Consider the following 18,227-nt stretch of genomic DNA (forward strand, 5'->3'; position numbering starts at 1 on the left):
CAGCAACCTGACAAGCGCCGTCAGCCGGCTGTCAGCTTGCCTGCGCTAGTTTCCATCTCGTGGCCGGACAGTCCGGTCCCGACAAGACGTTGGAGACGACTTTATGAAAACCACCATTCTTGCAATCCTTGCTTCCGCAGCTTTCGCCGGCGCCGCTTTTGCCGCAGGCAGCCCTTGCGGCAACGAGCCCCAGTCCAAGTGGATGACGAAGGAGGCCATGCAGCAGAAGGCCGAAGGCATGGGCTACAAGGTTCGTCAGGTAAAGGCCGAGAAGGGCTGCTACGAAGTCTATGCCGTCGATCCCAAGGGCAAGCGCGTCGAGCAGTTGTTCAACCCGGTGACCGGCGAAGCCGCCGGTGAAGACAATGACGGTTGATGCCGGTTTCGACAATCGCGGCGCGCTCAATGAGGGCGCCGCGACCGAAAAGGTCTGGGACCCGTTCGTCCGGCTGTTCCACTGGTCTCTGGTCGGCTGTTTCACCTTTTCCTACCTGACCGGCGACGAGTGGAAGAACGCCCACATCATCTCGGGCTATGTGATCGCCGGGCTGATCGCCTTCCGGGTCATCTGGGGACTGATCGGCACCGAGCACGCACGTTTCTCGGCCTTCATCTACCGGCCGTCCACGGTTGTCGGTTTTCTGAAGGATACCGTCCGCATGCGGGCGCGGCGCTATATCGGCCACAACCCGGCTGGCGGCGCGATGGTGATCGCACTCCTCGTCCTGATCGCAACCATCGCCACGTCGGGCTACATGATGACGACGGACGCCTATTGGGGCGTCGAATGGGTCGGCAATCTGCACGAAGGTGCGGTCAATCTGACGCTCGCATTGGTCGGGCTTCATATCCTGGGTGTCATACTCGCCAGCTTCGAACATCGGGAAAACCTTGTTCGGGCCATGATCACCGGGCGCAAGCGGTCGCGATAACAGAACACCGATCGCTGCATCGATGCCAGGGCCGCCACGCTCCCCGCCCGTGCGGCCCTGGCATTGTCATTTCACTCCTCCGGCTTCCAATCCCTGGTTCCGGCTTATGGTTAACGAATTATTCAAGGGACATCTGATATTCCTGTTGTTGACCTGAACTGGTGCAACCGGGAGTTTTGAATTGTCCGAGGCCGGGGCCGACTTGGTTCTTTTGGCATGTGCGCGCGTCCGCGCTTACGATCTTCCCGCCTATGTGAAAGACGGGAAGCTTCGCTTTGCCGTGGTCAACGATGCCTTTGCGCGCCTCTTCGGGCGGACCGCCGACAGCTTTGAAGGTCATACCGCAAGCGATCTCGGCATCGCCGGCGAGACGGGCGAACTCGAGGAACGGGAACGGCGCGCGCTTGTCTTCGGCTCGGAAGAAACCACCGGCTGGTTCGATGCGACCGCCAACACACGGCATTCCGTGCTGATCGAACGTTTCATCTCGGATGGCGGCCAGTTTCACGTTATCGGCCTCTTCGATGAGCAGGCGGGCGCAATTTCCGGCAGCAGGGCAACTTTGCAGGAGACGTCCGGTGAGGGCGCTCTCGTCGCCGGGGCACCCTCGCCTGAGGGACCTGTACCTGCTGGCGGCGAGAATTCCTTCGGGCAGGATCTTTTCAAGGAACTGCTCGACAATCTTCCGGTCGCCACATTTGTGCGTGCGCGAGACCATCGGCTGATCGCCGCAAATCGTCACTATGCCCATATCGTCGGCATGCCCGAAGAGGAGCTGGTAGGAACGACCCAGCCAGATATCTTCGGTCCCGCGGGGTATGAATACCAGGCCGCGGATGAGGAGGTTCTCAAGACCGGGCGAACGGCCGAATTTCAGCAAACGGCGGTCCTGTCTGACGGCGCGGACCATGACCTGCTTTGCCGTGTCTGCAGTGTTTCCGCCGGTGGCAGGTCCTTCCTCGTCGGGACGATCACCGACGTTACGGAGCTCAAGCAGCGCGAGGCGCAGCTGATTGCCGAAAGGGCGAAAACCGAAGCCCTGCGCGGCGATCTCGAACGTCTCGTGTCGGCGATGCCCGTCGGCGTGGTCATCATGTCGAGCGAACTCACCGTGGAATACGTCAATCCGGAGGCCCGCAACATATGGGGCTGGGGCGATGACCTTGTGCTCGAAGGCATGGGATTTGCCGAGGTGGTGGAGGTGACGCGCAGGAGCGGCATGGTGCCGGTCAAATCCGAGGCGCTGGAATCCTATGTTGACCGGCGGACGAAGGAGCTCGCGGATGGCAATTTCGACGAGCCGCAGGAGATAGAATATGCCAACGGCAAGACCGTTGTCGTCTCGAACCGGCATCTGAGCGACGGACGCCTGCTGATGATCTACACGGACGTGACCACCATCCGGTCGCGGGAGATGGAGATCGATCAGGTACAGGAACAGCTGTCCCGTCTCGGGCGGTTCATCTCCGATGCAACGCGGGTGATGTCGCAGGGGCTGCTGCTGATCGAGGACGGGCGCATTCTGCTTGCCAATGACGCATTGCCGGCCATGCTGGAACTGCCGCCGGAGTTGCTGTTGCCCGGCGCCGCGTGGACAGACCTCATTTCACATTGTGCTGCGCGGGGCGATTTCGAAGGCGCGCTCGAAGACAAGCGGGCGGAATGGGACAATTTTCTCCAGAACGACCAGGCGTTCTCCGCCGGTTTCCTGGCCGCAGGCAAGACCTGGGTGCATATGGAAGCCTCGCCCAACGGACTTGGTCAGTGGACCATCGTGCTGACCGACATGACGGAGATGAAGCAGCGTGAAGAAGAGCTGAAGGTGGCGCTCTCCCGCAGCGAGGCCGCAGACCGGGCGAAGTCCGATTTCCTCGCGGCCGTCAGCCACGAAATCCGCACGCCGATGAACGGTGTTCTCGGCATGGCGGAACTGCTTGCCAAAACGGATCCGGATCCGCGGCAGAAGACCTTCATCGACGTGATGATCAAATCCGGCAAGGCCCTGATGACGATCATCAATGACATTCTCGACTTCTCGACGATCGAGGCCGGCCAGTTGCGACTGGTCAACCAGCATTTCGATCCGCTCGAAGCGGTTGAAGACGTGGCGACCTTGTTTTCGGCGACGGCGTTCGAAAAGGATCTCGATATCTTCCTTTCGAGCGACGACAGCCTGCCAAGTGCGCTCGTCGGCGATGCCGGCCGTCTGAGACAGGTTCTCATCAACCTTGTCAGCAACGCCATCCGCTTCACCGAAGAAGGCCACGTGCTGATCGACGTCTCGTCGAAGCCCGACAAGGACGATCCCAGGCGGATACGGCTGGTGTTGACGATCAGGGATACGGGAACAGGGATCGACGGCGAGAAGCTGCCGACCATATTCGACAAGTTCCATCAACTGGATGCGGGAAGCAGCAAGCGCCATGAGGGCATGGGGCTGGGCCTGTCGGTGACGGCCGCACTGGTCGATCTCTTCCACGGTACGATTGCGGTCGAGAGCGAGCCCCACGTCGGCTCCACCTTTATCGTCGAGCTGCCGTTCGAAGTCGCCGCGCATCGCGAGCGGGTCTGGTCGCTGCCGGTGGATCTCGGCGGAAGCGGTGTTCTCGTCGTCCATTCCAATCCGTACGGTCGCGCGATGCTCACCAACAAGCTGTCCGACTGGGGTTGCGACGCGGTGGCGGCGGAAGATGCGGCGATGGGGATGCAGATCCTCCGGGCTGCCATCGAAGCGGGGGTGAAGCCGGCCGCGATCATCGTCGACGACAGGCTTGACGACATGAAGGGCACGACCGCCGTTGGTATCATCCATCGCGATATATGCCCGCATATTCCGGCCATCCTCCTGTCATCGCTGGATGCCGCGGAGCGGGGGCAGCCGAAGACCGGCACGATCGCGGACACCTATGTGGTCAAGCCGGTGCGGCTTGGAATTCTGCGCAACACGCTGATCGAGGTTCTCAGGACTGCGGTGCGCGAGGTGCCAGACGTCCGGCATCGGCAGCAGCAGGGTCCGCGTCCGGAAACGAGGCCGCCGGCGGTCGACGCTTCGACCCTGGTGCAGCGGATTGATGTGCTGGTCGCCGAGGACAACGAGGTCAACCGGATCTTCTTCTCGCAAATCCTCCTCGAGGCGGGCCTTCGCTTCAAGATGGTCGAAAACGGCTCGGAGGCGGTGGCCGCATGGGAGGCATCGTCGCCCGCGCTGATCCTCATGGATATCTCGATGCCGGTGATGGACGGCTTCGAGGCTGCCCGCATGATACGAGACCTCGAACAGGAAAGGGGCGATGGCGCGCATGTGCCGATCATCGGCATAACCGCCCATGCACTCGAACGGGAGCGCGAAATCTGCCTCCATGCCGGCATGGATGATCACCTCGCCAAGCCGATCGTGCCATCGGTCCTGCTGGACAAGATTCATGCGCTGCTGAGCGATGTGGAAGGCGAAGGGGCGGGGCAATCACGCCGCTGAAGGGGACGTCTTCGTTCCAAACAGCATTTCGCGCTTGCCGGCAAAGCCGGGCCGGCGCCTGACCTCGAAGCCCGCGGCGGCGAGATTGCGGCGCACGAAGCCTGCCGCGGCATAGGTGGCGAAACTGCCTCCCTCTGCGGTCTTCGCAAAGACATCGGCCATCAGTTCCGGCGACCACATGTCGGGATTGCGCGACGGCGCGAAGCCGTCGAGATACCAGGCGTCAAAGGGCACTGGAACGGCGGGAACGGTGTCCATCGCCGAGCCGCAGACGATCGTCAGCGTCGTGCTGCCGTCGAGTTCGAGCGTGACGATGCCCTCAGGGGCGTCGGGCCAAAGGTCTACCAGCCCCTGTCGTTCCGCGTCTATCTCCGGCCAATGGGCGAGCGCCCTGTCGATCTCGTCGCGCTGCATGGGATAGAGCTCGAAGGAGGTGAAGTGTAGATGACCACCTGCCGGGCGCGACAGCTTCCATTGCCGCCAGGTTTCGCAGAGGTTGAGGCCTGTGCCGAAGCCGAGTTCGCCAATCCGGAAATCCTGGCCGTCCTGCCAGCGCGCCGGCAATCCGTTGCCGTCCATGAACACGTAGGCGCATTCCAGCCGCCCGTCCGTCTGGCAATAAAAGTGGTCGCCAAAGGCGGTCGAATAGGGCATATCGCCCTCGCGCCATTCGAGCCTGTTGCCGGAGGCGCCGTCGTTTGAAATTGGATCCGTCATGAGCCAAGCCGATAATACCGCGGTAGCGAGCGGTCAATCGTCCACCGGTCTTTTGATCGTCGGCGGCGGCATCATGGGGCTGTGGGCAGCCTGCAAGGCAGCCGCGGCGGGGCTCGATATCGTGCTCGCCGATGCGGGCCGACTGGGCGGCGGAACAAGCAACGGCTTCCTCGGCGCCTTGATGTCTCACCAGCCGGACCGGTGGAACGCGAAGAAGCAGTTTCAGTTCGATGCGCTGGTCTCGCTGGAAGCCGAAATCGCCGCGCTGGAAGGGATGACGGGCCTTTCGACCGGATATCGCCGTTGCGGCCGCCTGCTGCCGCTGACCCACGAGCAGAACCGCGAGCGCGCCTTCGGGCATGCAGACGACGCACGACGGAACTGGCAGGCCAGCGGTGCGGACTATGTCTGGCAGGTGCTGGAGCGCTCACCGTTTGCGGATTGGCCTGACGCCGAAGCCGCGCCGTTCGGCGTGGTGCTCGACACGTTTGCGGCCCGTGTGTCGCCCAGGGCATTGACGGCGACGCTGATCGCGGCCCTTCGGCAGTCGGGCCGGGCAAGGGGTCTGGAGAATGCTGCGGTGACCGCCATCGATCCGGATGCCGGCGTCGCCTCTGTCGGCGATAAGACCATCCGGTTTGGCCACTGCCTGATTGCCGCCGGCGTGGGGTCGTTTCCGCTTGCGGGCGCCCTGACTGCCGCAGGCAAGCCGCTTGGCAAGCCCGTCAAGGGACAGGCCGCATTGCTGAAGGCGGATATCGATCCGACACTGCCGGTGATCTTTCATGACGGCGTCTATGTGGTGCCGCATGAAGATGGCCTGGTCGCAATCGGCAGTACCAGCGAGGAGGAGTTCGATCGGCCGTTCTCGACCGATGCCCTGCTCGATGACCTGCTGAAGCGGGCGAGGGTGCTGGCGCCCTGCCTCAGGGACGCGGCGGTCGTGGAACGCTGGGCCGGGCTGAGGCCGAAGGCGATCGGACGCGATCCGATGGCCGGCCGGCATCCTGCGCATGCGAATGTCTCGTTCCTGACGGGCGGCTTCAAGGTCAGTTTCGGGATCGCCCATCGGTTGGCAAGCGCCGTCGTCGGCGAGATTATCGGAGCGCCTTCGGAAATCGACGTTCCGGATAGTTTCCAGGCCGCAAGACACTTTGCCCTTGCCGGCAAGATATGAGCGCATTTCGGCCATATCCCCGTCGTCAATCTGTTACGCAAATCACCTAAACCGGCGCAAACGGCATCGGAAAGACCGATGCGGACAGATTTCATCCTTCCTGCGGGATGTACGACATGCGCTATTCTATCGTCTTTACACCGCCGCCGCGCCATCAGCTTGCGGAGGCGGCGGCCTTGTGGCTCGGCCGCGACGCTTTCGCGGGCCATCTCTATGAACCGCATGGCATCGGCGGGCTCGGCATCCATGAGATCGCCTTTCACACCGCGCTGCCGCGCCGGGCGGGCTTCCACGCCATGCTGCAGGCGCCGTTCCGGCTGAAGGAGGATGCCAATCCGGCGTCTCTTCTCAAGCACATGATGACGTTTGCCGGCGGCCGCCAGCCGTTCCTGCTGCCGCCGCTCGAAGTCGCGCGGGTCGGGCAGGGACTGGGTCTGATCGCATCGACCTATCCCTATGAAATGCATGAACTGGCCGCCGCCGTCATCCATGAGTTCGACGCCTACCGCGCCCCGCTCAGCGATGTCGAGATCGAGCGGCGCAACCCCGATATCCTCAACGCCGCCGAATTTGCCAATCTCCATCGCTGGGGCCATCCGCATGTGATGGACGAATACCGGTTCCACATGATGCTGACGGGTGCGCTCAACGTGTCCGAACTGGAGCGTTTCGAGCGCGCCCTGAACCGGTTCTTTGCGCCGGCCCTCGAAACACCGCTGGAAGTGGCAAATCTGGCGCTGATGATCGAGGAGGAGCAGGGCGCTCCGTTCCACGTGCACTCGCTGCATCCGCTTGGTCCCGTGTCGCAGAAAAAGAGGGCGTAGAACGCACCGCTTTTTGGCTTCGCGCCCTCGACAATCCAATCGCACCTGATAATTTTTGACCGACTGGAAAAAAGGTGCGTCGATGGACATAGACAATTATCCCCGCGATCTCGTCGGCTATGGCCGCCAATCTCCCGACCCGAAATGGCCGGGCGATGCGCGGATCGCGGTGCAGTTCGTGGTCAATTACGAAGAGGGCGGCGAAAGCTCGATCCTGGATGGCGATCCGGGGTCGGAATCGCTGCTGTCGGAAATCGTCGGCGCGCAGTCCTGGCCGGGGCAGCGCAACCTCAACATGGAATCGATCTACGAATACGGTTCGCGCGCCGGCTTCTGGCGTCTCTATCGCATGTTCACGAGCCTGAATGTCCCAGTGACCGTCTACGGCGTCACGCTTGCCATGGCGCGCAATCCGGAAGCGGTTGCGGCGATGAAGGAAGCCGGCTGGGAGATCGCCAGCCACGGTTATCGCTGGCTCGAATACAAGGACTTCCCGATCGAGAAGGAACGCGAGCACATTCTCGAAGCTGTGCGGCTGCACAAGGAACTGACCGGATCGCACCCGCTCGGCATGTATCAGGGCAAGCCGTCCGACAATACGCTGAAGCTTGTGATGGAGGAGGGCGGGTTCCTCTATTCGAGCGATTCCTATGCCGACGATCTGCCCTATTGGGTGCCGGGTCTCGACGGCAAGCCGTTCCTGATCATTCCCTACACGCTCGAAACCAACGACATGCGTTTCGCCACGCCGCAGGGCTTCAACGCCGGTGACCAGTTCTTCAACTACCTGAAGGACGCCTTCGACGTGCTCTATCAGGAGGGCAAGGAGGGGCAGGCGAAGATGATGAATGTCGGCCTGCACTGCCGTCTCGTCGGCCGCCCGGGCCGTGCCGCCGCGCTGAAGCGCTTCGTCGAATATGTGCTGTCCCACGAGAAGGTGTGGATCCCCAAGCGGATCGAGATCGCCCATCACTGGCACGAGCACCACAAGCCGCAGATCATGTGATGATGGACAGACAGGAATTCGTCGCCCGCTTCGGCGGCATATTCGAGCATTCGCACTGGGTCGCCGAGCGGGCCTATGATGCGGGCCTCCGGGAGCCGCTTTCGGCGGAAGGCGTTCATGCCGCCCTATGCGACGCCTTTCGCGCGGCGAGCGACGAGGAGAAGCTGGGCGTGCTTCGCGCTCACCCGGATCTCGCCGGCAAACTCGCGATTGCCGGCAAGCTGACCGAGGACAGCCGCAAGGAGCAGGCCGGCGCCGGTCTCGACCAGTTGACGGCCGCGGAGCATGCGCGCTTTACGGAGCTCAATGCGGCCTATGTCGCGAAGTTCGGCTTTCCTTTCATCATTGCCGTGAAGGGCCTCTTCAAGGATGCCATTCTGGCGGCGTTCGAGACACGCATTCATCACGAGCGCGGCGAGGAACTGGAAACGGCGTGCGCACAGGTGGAGAAGATCGCGCGGCTGCGGCTCGAAGCCCTGTTTTCGGAGAATGCCCCATGATTGACGTCGTTGACGTGCTGCGCTTGCGGCTGATGGATTGCTCATGATGAGCCGCGTGCTGTCGATAAGGCCGCTGACCAAGGCGGCCTTTGCCCCCTTTGGCGATGTGCTGGAGGCCGATCCGCAGACCATGCGGCTGATCAATGGCGGCACGACGGAGCGCTTTCATGCGCTCGCCACCGCCGAAGCCGAAGGCGAGGGGGCTTCGGTCATCCTCAACATCTTCCGCGGGCAGGCGCGCAGCTTTCCTTACGCTGTCGACATGATGGAACGGCACCCGTTCGGCAGCCAGTCGTTCACGCCGCTTTCCGGCCGGCCTTTTCTGGTGATCGTTTCGACGGACGAGGACGGACATCCCGGCGAGCCGCAGGTGTTCCTCGCCGAGGCTCACCAGGGCGTCAATTATCGCCGCAATGTCTGGCACCATCCGTTGATGGCGATCGGCGAGGCGTCCGACTTCCTGGTTGTCGATCGCGCCGGGCCGGGCAACAATCTCGAGGAATTCTTCTTCGACACACCCTTCACGATCACGGAGCCGAAGCCATGACCGGTCTTACCACGCACGTCCTCGACGCCGCCCGCGGCACGCCCGCCGAAGGGCTGGTCATCGATCTCTTCCGGCTCGACGGAAAGACCCCGGTGCTGATCAAGACGGTGGTGACGAATGCCGATGGCCGCGTCGATGGCGGTTCGCTGCTGCAGGGCGACGATTTCGCCGCCGGCCGCTACGAACTCCTGTTTCATGCCGGCGATTATCTGAAGGTGAAGGGCGTGGCGCTTGCCGATCCGCCGTTCCTCGACGACATCCCGATCCGCTTCGGCATTGCCGATACGACGGCGCATTATCACGTGCCGCTGCTTCTCTCGCCTTACAGTTATTCCACCTATCGCGGCAGCTGAGCGGTGCGTTTCGCCGCGATCGCCGACATTCACGGCAATCTCGAAGCGCTGGAAGCTGTGCTCGCCGATATTGCGCGGTTGGGGGTGCGCGATATCGTCAATCTGGGGGATTGCGTCTCCGGACCACTCTGGCCGGCGGAGGTGGCGGACCGGCTGATCGCCCTCGACCTGCCGACGGTGCGCGGCAATCACGACCGTTATCTCGTCGAACAGATGCCGGAGGAGATGGGGCGGACCGATCGCTATGCCCGCGACCGGTTGATCCCTGCGCATCTTGAATGGCTGGCAAGCCTTCCATTCGATCGCGTCTGGCGGGACGCAGTCTATCTCTGTCATGCCATGCCGAGCGACGACAACACCTACTGGCTGGAAACCGTCTCGCCCGAGGGCGTGATGCATCAGCGCCCGATCGATGAGGTCGAGGCAATGGCCGCAGGTGTGGCGTTTGAACTGATCCTCTGCGGACACACCCACACGCCGCGAACGGTCCGGCTTCGCGACGGCCGGCTGATCGTCAATCCGGGCAGCGTCGGCTGTCCCGGCTACGAGGATGATCAGCCTTATCCGCACAGCTTGCAGGCGGGCAATCCGCTGGCAAGCTACGCAATTCTCGAGAAGGACAACGGGGGCTGGTCGGTCACCTTCCGGCAGGTGCGCTATGATTGCGAGGCCGCAGCCGGGCTGGCACGCGAGAACGGCCGGCACGAGTGGGCGTCGGCGCTGGCGACCGGTTGGCTGCGCTAGAAACGACTGCAATTTCTGGAGTGTTCATGTGCGGGAAACCGCGCTGCAGTACATCCGTGCTAGCGCGGTTTCCCTCGACTGCATTCGTAAATGCAGGATCTGTATGTGAAGATACTGCCGAGTGGTTAACGTAAAGTAAAGAAGAAATTTTCTTTCCGGTAAATTTTTCTTCCCGCTCGAATTTTACTCCGCTGTGCCCGTCAGGGAATGAGAATGGCGCTGCCGCTCGTGCGTCCGGCCTCAAGGTCGCGATGAGCCTGGGCGACGTCGGCAAGGGCATATTCCTGACCTTCGCCTGGTGCCATGCCGGCTGCAAGATGGTGGATCACGCGATCGGCGGCCTTGCGGTATCGTGCCGTGTCGGAGATGTAGAACATCACGCTCGGCCGGGCGAAGGCAATGGCACGCGGTGCGGCAATGTCGGCGCCGATCGTGGACGGCACCGGCCCGACGATCTGGCCGATATTGACCGCCATGCCGAACGGGCGCACGCAGTCCAGCACCTTGATCAGCGCGTCGCCGCCAAGCCCCTCATAGGCGACATCGACGCCGCGACCGTCCGTCCGCGCCTTGACCTCCTTGCCGAGATCGGCGTTACGCCCGACGATCACGTGGTCGGCACCATGGCGGCGGGCAATCTCCGCCTTCTCGTCCGAGCTGACGGCGCCGATGACGGTGGCGCCGAAATGCTTGGCCCAGCGGACGATGGTCGAGCCGGCGCCGCCGGCGGCCGCCTGGACGAAGACGGTGGTGTTGTCGCCAACCGGATAAACTTCCTTCAGGAGCATATAGGCGGTGAGGCTCTTCAGCATTGATGCGGCGGCGACCTTCGCCGACACGCTGTCGGGCAGCCGCAAGGCGCGTTCGGCGGGCAGCAGCCGGGTTGCAGCGTAGGCGCCGACGGGTGCGCCGGCATAGGTGACGCGGTCCCCGGGCTTCAGGTCGGTCACCGCGCTGCCGACGGCCTCGACCACGCCGGCGCCTTCGACGCCGAGCACGGCCGGATAGCTCGGAAGCTTGTAGAGGCCGACGCGATGATAGATGTCGACGAAATTGAGCCCGATCGCCTCCTGGCGGATGCGGATTTCCTGCGGGCCGGGATCTGCCGGCGACTGATCCTCGATGACGAAGTTTTCGGGGCCACCGGTCTCGGTGAGTTTCACGACTTTGGTCATGCTGCATCTCCTGTGTCTGGACAGGAGTTTGGCGCACGCTATTCTGATTGAAAATTCCCGATATATGCGCATTGGATGTGAGGAAATTAACGGATATGGACTGGGAAAACCTGCGCATCTTTGCGCTGCTTGCCAAAGAAGGCACGCTGTCAGCGGCGGGCAGGGCGGCCGGGGTCGAGCATGCGACGGTGGCGCGGCGGGTGGCTGCGCTTGAGGCCGAGCTCGGCCTCAAGCTCGTCGATCGGCGCGGACGCCACCTGTCGCTGACGGTGGAGGGACAACGCATTGCAGCGCTGGCCGAGCGCATGGAGGAGGGGGCGATCGCAATCGAGCGGGCAGCGGTCGGTGGCCGTTCGGAGATAGCGGGCGAGGTCGTCATCAGCGCTCCGCCGGGTTACGGCACCAAGGTGCTCGGCCCCCGGTTTCTGGCGTTGCGCCAGCGGCATCCACAGTTGCGGCTCACCATTCTCGGCGAAAAGCGCGATGCCTCGCTGGCGCGGCGCGAGGCCGATATTGCGATCCGCATGACCCGACCGGTGGAAGGCGAGTTGACGATTACCAAGATCGACGACGTGACGTTTTCTCTCTACGCTGCGCATGGCTACACGCGGCAGACGCCGGAGGCGGACTGGACCTTCATTGGCTATGACCGGGAGATGGAGAATTCGCCGCAATACCGGTTGCTGCTGGAATTTGCTGCCGGTCGCCCGGTTTCCTTCCGGTCTTCCGTTCTAGACCTTCAGTTGATGGCGGCCTGCAGCGGGTCCGGCATCGCCATCCTGCCGGATTTCATGGTCGGCCCCGATTTGGGCCTTGAGGTCGTCGAAAGCCGGCTGCCGCCGCTGACCCGCGAGGTCTGGCTCGTCGTGCACCCCGATATCCGTCAGGCCCCGGCGATCCGGGCGGTGATCGACGCGGTTTCGGCGGGGTAGGGGAGTGGCCGAGCAAACCTCAGCGATAATTGCCCCTCATCCGCCCTGCCGGGCACCTTCTCCCCGCTCGCGGGGAGAAGGGACTGTGCAGAAGCGCCGCGGCTTCGTCCCCTCTCCCCGCGAGCGGGGAGAGGGTCAGGGTGAGGGGCAATTTACAAGAAAGGTCAGGTCAAGAACTCACAGAACGCTCTTGGCAGGACGGCCGGCGATGTAGGTCTCGGCGATCGTGCGGTCGTCGCCCATGGTCTGCATGAGGAAGAGTTCTTCCGTCAGCGTCCGGTTGACCTCCTGCTTCAGCGCCATGGCCGGTGTGGCCGAGGCGTCGAGCACGACGAGGTCGGCGATGGTGCCGGGGTCGAGCGTGCCGATTTCGTCCGCCATGGAGAGCGCCTCGGCATTGCCGAGCGTCATCAGGTAGAAGCTTTCGAGCGGGTTCAGCCGTTCGCCGAGCAATTGCTGGATCTTGTAGGCTTCGTCGAGCGTGCGCAGCATGGAATAGCTGGAGCCGCCGCCAATGTCCGTTGCGACCGCAACGCGGACCGGCTTGTCGCGGCGCTGATAGGTCTTCATCGGGAAAAGGCCGGAGCCGAGAAAGAGGTTTGAGGTCGGGCAGTGGACGGCGACCGAGCCGCTTTCGCTCATGGCATCCGCCTCGCGGTCGGAAAGGTGGATCGCGTGGCCGAACAGGCTCTTCGGGCCCAGGAGCCCGTAGCGGGCATAGATATCGGTGTAATCCTTCGCCTCCGGATAGAGCGAGCAGGTGAAGGCGATCTCGTCCTTGTTCTCTGAAAGATGCGTCTGGATGTGCAGATCGGGATGTTCGGCGGCGAGCGTCTTTGCCACCTCCATCTCCTCCGGTGTCGAGGTGATGGCGAAGCGTGGCGTGATGGCGACGCGATTGCGGCCATTGCCGTGCCATTCGGCGATCACCGCCCTGGTGTCGTCATAGGCGCAATGCGGCGTGTCGGTCAGCGCGTCCGGCGCATTACGGTCCATCATCGTCTTGCCGGCGATCATCGCGGTGCCGCGTTTCAGGCTTTCCGCGAAGAAGGCGTCGGCAGAGGTCTTGTGGACCGAGCAGTAGGCGACCGCCGTCGTGGTGCCGTGGCGGGCCATCTCGTCGAAGAAGCGGACGGCTATCCTCTCCGCATGCGCCCTGTCGGCGAAACGCTGTTCCTCGATGAAGGTGTAGGTGTTCAGCCATTCCAGCAGATTGGCGGCGTAGGAGCCGATGACCTGCATCTGCGGGAAATGCAGATGGGTATCGATGAAGCCCGGCATGATGAGATGCGGTCGATGGTCGACCTCGCGGACGCCCGATGAAGCCTTGCTGGCGACGTCGGCGTAGCTGCCGCATGCAGCGATCCTGCCGTTCTCGATCAGGAGACCGCCGTCCTCCTCGTAAAGATAGCTGCCGGTGTCGGAAATGTCGGCAGGTGCGCGGCGGAAGGACAGGAGCCGCCCGCGCAAAAGGAGAGTTTCGGTCATTCGGTCTTGCTTCCGCCTGTTGCGCTTTCATACCAGGCCGTCAGCAGCTTGCGCTCGTCGGGCGTGACGTCGGTGACGTTTCCCGGTGGCATGGCGTGACTGCGGCCGGCCTGGATATAGATTTCCCGCGCATGCGAGGCAATCTCCGCATCGGTCTCGAGCATGACGTTCTTCGGCGGACGGTTGATGCCTTCATAGGCCGGTTCGGCGGCATGGCACATGGAACAGCGCGACAGGATGACGTCGCGGGCCGCACCGAAATGGGCGTCGGCGGCAAACTCCTGGAAGGCGGGCGCCACGGCGGTGTTTTCATCCTGCGCCGCCTGCTCGGGGCCGGGGCGGGTCGACAGCCACATGATGACGACGAAGATGATGGCGGTCAGCGCCCAGGTCCAGTGCGGCGTGCCCTTGCGCGCATGCGTGGTGTTGAACCAGTGGCGGATGGTGACGCCCATCAGGAAGACGAGGGCGGCGATGATCCAGTTGAAATAGGTCGCGAATGCCAGCGGATAGTGGTTCGACAGCATGAAGAAGATGACGGGGAGCGTCAGGTAGTTGTTGTGCAGCGAGCGCTGCTTGGCCTGGAGCCCGAGCTTGGGATCAGGCGTGCGGCCGGCCACCAGATCGGCGACGACGATCTTCTGGTTCGGGATGATGATGAAAAAGACGTTGGCCGACATGATCGTCGCGGTGAAGGCGCCGAGATGCAGGAAGGCGGCACGGCCGGTGAAGAGATGGGTGTAGCCCCAGGCCATCAGCACCAGCAGCACATAGAGCAGGATCATCAGGCCCCAGGTGCTCTTGCCGATCGGCGACTTGCAGAGCGTGTCGTAGAACAGCCAGCCGACGGTGAGCGACGCCATGGAGATGAGGATGGCGACCGGCTGGCTGACATCGAGCACGTGCCGGTCGATCAGGAACAGGTCGGCGCCGCCGTAATAGACCACGCAGAGCATGGCGAAACCGGAAAGCCAGGTGGCGTAGCTTTCCCATTTGAACCAGGTGAGGTGCTCCGGCATCGTCGCCGGCGCCACCAGGTACTTCTGCATGTGATAGAAGCCGCCGCCGTGGACCTGCCATTCCTCGCCATAGACGCCTTCCGGCAGGTGGTCCCGCTTCACGAGGCCGAGGTCGAGGGCAACGAAATAGAAGGACGATCCGATCCAGGCGATCGCCGTGATCACGTGCAGCCAGCGAACGGCAAAGGCCAGCCATTCCCAGGCGATGGCGAATTCATACATGCAAGTGCCCCCATGAAGTCTTTGCGACCACTTTGCGCAATTCGGACGGACAAGAAAAGAGATTTTGTGCGCCGCACCGCATTTGTCGCGCCGCGTGGCGGTTCGGCATATGAAGCGTCACTTCCCGGCAGCGAGACTGTCGATCAGCGGCTGCAGATGATGGATGTAATTCAGGGTCTTGCGGTCCGCGCCGCTATACATGGCTTGCCGGACCTGATTGTAGCTCGTCGTCTTGACCGTCCGTTTCGTCTTGTGGAATTCGAGGCAGGCCGGGTTCCAGGCAAGGCCGCAATAGGCAAGCAGGCGGCGGGTTTCCGCCTCCTGGTTCTCCGTCAGCGTCTCGTAGTCGAGATCGTGGATCCAGCCCGGAAAGCAGGCGTGCCAGTGATCCATCAGGCCGCTATAGGCGCGATGGTAGCGGCCGATATCTTCCAGCCGCGCCTTGTAGAGCAGGCCGCTGGTTTCGAAGTGGTTGGAAAAGATCGAAAACCCGTTGGCGACAGGGTCGCGCCGGCAATGGACGATGCGGGCTTGCGGAAACAGCATGCGGATGACGCCGATCCACAGGAAGTTCGACAGGTATTTGTCGGTGACACGCCGGGCACCGGGAGAGAGGGCGGTGAGGCAAGACATGTATTCGGCGGCAAGCGTATTCAGTAACGGAACCGAACCGCGGTCGAGGGTCTTGAGGGTAGAGAGGCCGTGATCGAACAGGTTACGCTCGACGAGATCCTGCAGCACCGCAACCTCGCCGGCGCCGCCGACATCGGGATGGCTGGCGAGGATCTGCTCGGTCAGCGTCGAACCGGAGCGCGGCAGGCCGACGATGAAAATAGGTGAATCCTGCGAATCGGATACGGGCATCTCTTCAACGAAAGCCGAAGAGAAATGATCTTGCAGACGCTGAATCAGGGTGAACTCGGAACCTCTTGAATAGCCTTTGGTTTCTCCAAGCAGCCGGTTCGCCTCAATCAGATGGGCGAAGGCACGGTCATAGTCCCCGGTGCCGTCATAGGCGCGGTAGAGCGCGAAATGGAATTCCCGGGCATTGGCCTTGTCTTCCGACGCCCGCGCCAGGCCGTTCTCCAGTTCGGCGATATGCGGATGCGATGGGTCGTCATACCGCGTCGCCAGGCCCAGCATGCGATGCGCGGCGCCGCTGTCCGGCGCCAGCGTGACGATGCGACGGTAGGTCTCGGTCGCCTGCTTGATCTCGCCGGCGTCGTTCAGGGTTCCGGCAAGACAGTACAGGTGGTCGAGGCAGTCCGGCTCGCGCTCCACGAAGTCTAGCCAGATGGCGGCGGCGTCCTGCGGCCGGCCGGCGGCGGAATAGGCGTTGGCGAGCGTCCTGAGGAAGCGGTCGTTATCCGGACGCAGTTCCACGGCGCGCCGCAGATAGGCGACGGCCTCGTCGAGGCGCCACAGAAGTTGACTGGCATAGCCGGCAAGGTGGAGGGCGTCGGCATCATCCTTGCGGATGGCCAGCACGGACGAGAGGTGGGAGAGGGCGGTGCGCGGATCGCCGGTGGTGATGGCGATCGAGGCACGCTCCAGGTGGAGGGCCGGGTGATCCGGAAACAGCGAGAGGGCGCCATCGACTATGCTGACGGCGGCGGCCGGCTCGTTTCGGCCAATTTCCTGCCGCGCCGCCTTGATGCAGGTCTCGGCGATCGTATCGGCGAAGCCCGCTGGCAGCTGCCGGCCGGCAAGCGCTGCTGACTGCATGCCTTGGCGGGCTCGCGCCAGCATAGCCTCAATTTTTTCTGCCGTGTCGCTGCTCATCGCCCTGCGCATGTTTTCCAACTATCAACCGGTGGATAGCGTCTGCGGCTTGTCCAGGGCTGAACCTCGGCCTTTTGCTTTTGGCTCACCGTGTCTCCAGCGTGGCGGCTTCGCCGGCAAGTTCGCTCTCCAGCCAGGCGCGGAAGGCCTGGATCTTCGGTGCGCGGCGGTGGGCGTGGGCGTAGAGGAGGCTGAGCGGCGCCTTGGCCGGCAGGGCGAAGGGAAACGGCTGGATCAGGCGGCCGGAGGCCAGTTCCTCCTGGAACAGGAAGGGGCTCAGGATGGCGATGCCTTGGCCGCTGATGGCTGCCTTGGCCTCCAGGTCCATGATGCCCATGGCGTTGATCGTCGCACGTTTCAGCGGTTGGTAGTCCGCGCCGGCCAGCGCCAGCCAACGGCGCCACCATTCTTCGTCGGCGGTTTCGTTCATCACCGGGAGCCGCAGCAGGTCGGCGGGGGTCTTCACGCCGCCGATGCTCTCCGCCAGGGCCGGGCTCAGCATCGGCGTGAATTCCAGCCGAAGCAGGGGATGCGCGACGAGACCGGCCGGCGCCTCGTTGCAATATTCGATCGAGACGTCCGCACCCTGACGATAGACCTGCGTTGCCTGGTCGGAGCGGACCAGCCGCACGGCGATTTCCGGATGGCGCAACTGGAAGGAGCCGAGATTGCGGGCGAGCCACAGGGTGGCGAAGGTCGGGACCGCATGGATTTCCAGCATCTCATTCGATGCCTTGCGCGCCGAATCCATGGCCTCGTGCAGCAGCGACATAGCCTCGGTCACCTTCGGCAGCATGCGCTCGGCCACCGGCGTCTGGGTGATCTGCCGTGTCTGGCGAAGGAACAGTTGTTCGCCGATCGCCTCCTCCAGAAGCTTGATCTGATAGCTGACCGCCGTCTGGGTCATGCCCAGTTCGTCGCCGGCGCGCGTGAAAGACCCGTGCCGGGCCACGGCCTCGAAGACCCTGAGTGCATTGAGCGGCAGTTGTTTCGACAATTTCATGGATCAGTTCTCTTTATGCATGTCGACAACAAATTCGTTGGTGCGAAAGCATTTTTCGGACGAAATTGACTGTGGATCAATAAAAGGAAACTGGCAATGGCCAGCATTGAAGACGTCCAGGGCAGCGGCGCGGCGGCGCGCTCTGTCATCGAAAAACTGCGCCTGATGTTCGGGCGATCAACTCCGTCTGCAACGTCAGGCGGTCGTGTAGATGCGCTCGATGCGCCTATCCGCGCCGATATCGGCATCGGCGATGGCGCCGAACCGGCAAGTTTGGCCGGACGCGAGCAATTCTGGCGGGCCGGCAGCGTCCTTCGCCTCATGCTGTGAC

The 18,227-nt window shown here is 63.0% G+C and carries 18 protein-coding genes; 12 read left to right on the forward strand and 6 right to left on the reverse strand.

What is annotated here, in order from left to right:
• Positions 1 to 103: 103 nt before the first annotated feature.
• From NN662_RS06415 to NN662_RS06425, 3 genes are all read left to right on the forward strand, one after another.
• Entirely contained in the window at positions 104 to 376 is a 273-nt protein-coding gene (locus NN662_RS06415) for a PepSY domain-containing protein (RefSeq protein ID WP_261929471.1), read from the forward strand.
• Positions 366 to 932 carry a cytochrome b/b6 domain-containing protein gene (locus NN662_RS06420; RefSeq protein ID WP_261929472.1) on the forward strand — a complete coding sequence of 189 codons (567 nt, stop codon included), beginning with the start codon at positions 366 to 368 and terminating at the stop codon, positions 930 to 932. Before NN662_RS06415 ends, NN662_RS06420 begins: the two co-directional genes overlap by 11 nt.
• Before the next feature lie 181 nt (positions 933 to 1,113).
• Positions 1,114 to 4,407: a response regulator gene (locus tag NN662_RS06425; RefSeq protein WP_261929473.1), complete on the forward strand. Its 3,294-nt coding sequence runs from the start codon at positions 1,114 to 1,116 to the stop codon at positions 4,405 to 4,407.
• On the opposite strand, the gene mnmD is transcribed toward NN662_RS06425, so the two are convergent.
• On the reverse strand, positions 4,396 to 5,124 hold the full coding sequence (gene mnmD, locus NN662_RS06430; protein ID WP_261929474.1) for a tRNA (5-methylaminomethyl-2-thiouridine)(34)-methyltransferase MnmD: 729 nt from the start codon (positions 5,122 to 5,124) through the stop codon (positions 4,396 to 4,398). The genes NN662_RS06425 and mnmD overlap by 12 nt on opposite strands.
• Between mnmD and NN662_RS06435 the strand changes: the two genes are divergently transcribed.
• The 7 genes from NN662_RS06435 (at position 5,123) to NN662_RS06465 (ending at position 10,275) form a co-directional block, all read left to right on the forward strand.
• Entirely contained in the window at positions 5,123 to 6,301 is a 1,179-nt protein-coding gene (locus NN662_RS06435; protein WP_261929475.1) for an NAD(P)/FAD-dependent oxidoreductase, read from the forward strand. The two genes, mnmD and NN662_RS06435, sit on opposite strands and share 2 nt — an antisense overlap.
• Positions 6,302 to 6,417: 116 nt before the next feature.
• On the forward strand, positions 6,418 to 7,125 hold the full coding sequence (locus tag NN662_RS06440; protein ID WP_261929476.1) for a DUF1045 domain-containing protein: 708 nt from the start codon (positions 6,418 to 6,420) through the stop codon (positions 7,123 to 7,125).
• Positions 7,126 to 7,207: 82 nt separating this feature from the next.
• On the forward strand, positions 7,208 to 8,131 hold the full coding sequence (gene puuE, locus NN662_RS06445; RefSeq protein ID WP_261929477.1) for an allantoinase PuuE: 924 nt from the start codon (positions 7,208 to 7,210) through the stop codon (positions 8,129 to 8,131).
• Positions 8,131 to 8,631 carry a 2-oxo-4-hydroxy-4-carboxy-5-ureidoimidazoline decarboxylase gene (gene uraD / locus NN662_RS06450; protein ID WP_261929478.1) on the forward strand — a complete coding sequence of 167 codons (501 nt, stop codon included), beginning with the start codon at positions 8,131 to 8,133 and terminating at the stop codon, positions 8,629 to 8,631. The genes puuE and uraD overlap by 1 nt, the downstream gene beginning before the upstream one ends.
• Before the next feature lie 46 nt (positions 8,632 to 8,677).
• Positions 8,678 to 9,178: an ureidoglycolate lyase gene (locus NN662_RS06455; RefSeq protein WP_261931879.1), complete on the forward strand. Its 501-nt coding sequence runs from the start codon at positions 8,678 to 8,680 to the stop codon at positions 9,176 to 9,178.
• A complete protein-coding gene (gene uraH / locus NN662_RS06460) occupies positions 9,175 to 9,531 on the forward strand; it encodes a hydroxyisourate hydrolase (RefSeq protein ID WP_261929479.1) in 357 nt (118 codons plus the stop codon). The genes NN662_RS06455 and uraH overlap by 4 nt, the downstream gene beginning before the upstream one ends.
• A 3-nt stretch (positions 9,532 to 9,534) precedes the next feature.
• Entirely contained in the window at positions 9,535 to 10,275 is a 741-nt protein-coding gene (locus NN662_RS06465) for a metallophosphoesterase family protein (protein ID WP_261929480.1), read from the forward strand.
• 200 nt (positions 10,276 to 10,475) lie between these two features.
• Here NN662_RS06465 and NN662_RS06470 read toward each other — a convergent pair whose 3' ends face one another.
• Positions 10,476 to 11,450: a quinone oxidoreductase family protein gene (locus NN662_RS06470; protein WP_261929481.1), complete on the reverse strand. Its 975-nt coding sequence runs from the start codon at positions 11,448 to 11,450 to the stop codon at positions 10,476 to 10,478.
• Between the two features lie 95 nt (positions 11,451 to 11,545).
• Between NN662_RS06470 and NN662_RS06475 the strand changes: the two genes are divergently transcribed.
• Positions 11,546 to 12,382: a LysR family transcriptional regulator gene (locus tag NN662_RS06475; RefSeq protein ID WP_261929482.1), complete on the forward strand. Its 837-nt coding sequence runs from the start codon at positions 11,546 to 11,548 to the stop codon at positions 12,380 to 12,382.
• Positions 12,383 to 12,559: 177 nt separating this feature from the next.
• Here NN662_RS06475 and guaD read toward each other — a convergent pair whose 3' ends face one another.
• The 4 genes from guaD to NN662_RS06495 form a co-directional block, all read right to left on the reverse strand.
• The gene (gene guaD / locus NN662_RS06480; protein WP_261929483.1) at positions 12,560 to 13,870 is read right to left on the reverse strand and encodes a guanine deaminase; all 1,311 of its coding nucleotides are present in this window, start codon (positions 13,868 to 13,870) and stop codon (positions 12,560 to 12,562) included.
• The gene (locus NN662_RS06485) at positions 13,867 to 15,111 is read right to left on the reverse strand and encodes a urate hydroxylase PuuD (protein WP_261929484.1); all 1,245 of its coding nucleotides are present in this window, start codon (positions 15,109 to 15,111) and stop codon (positions 13,867 to 13,869) included. Before NN662_RS06485 ends, guaD begins: the two co-directional genes overlap by 4 nt.
• 117 nt (positions 15,112 to 15,228) lie before the next feature.
• Positions 15,229 to 16,836 (reverse strand): tetratricopeptide repeat-containing sulfotransferase family protein, encoded by a 1,608-nt coding sequence (locus NN662_RS06490; protein WP_261929485.1) that lies wholly within the window; start codon positions 16,834 to 16,836, stop codon positions 15,229 to 15,231.
• A 142-nt stretch (positions 16,837 to 16,978) separates the two neighbouring features.
• Positions 16,979 to 17,896: a LysR substrate-binding domain-containing protein gene (locus NN662_RS06495; protein WP_261929486.1), complete on the reverse strand. Its 918-nt coding sequence runs from the start codon at positions 17,894 to 17,896 to the stop codon at positions 16,979 to 16,981.
• A gap of 96 nt (positions 17,897 to 17,992) precedes the next feature.
• On the opposite strand from NN662_RS06495, the gene NN662_RS06500 reads away from it, so the two are divergent.
• Complete coding sequence (locus tag NN662_RS06500) at positions 17,993 to 18,226, forward strand: hypothetical protein (protein ID WP_261929487.1); 234 nt, start codon at positions 17,993 to 17,995, stop codon at positions 18,224 to 18,226.
• Position 18,227: the final 1 nt, after the last annotated feature.

Source organism: Rhizobium sp. NRK18, assembly GCF_024385575.1.
Lineage (GTDB): Bacteria > Pseudomonadota > Alphaproteobacteria > Rhizobiales > Rhizobiaceae > JANFMV01.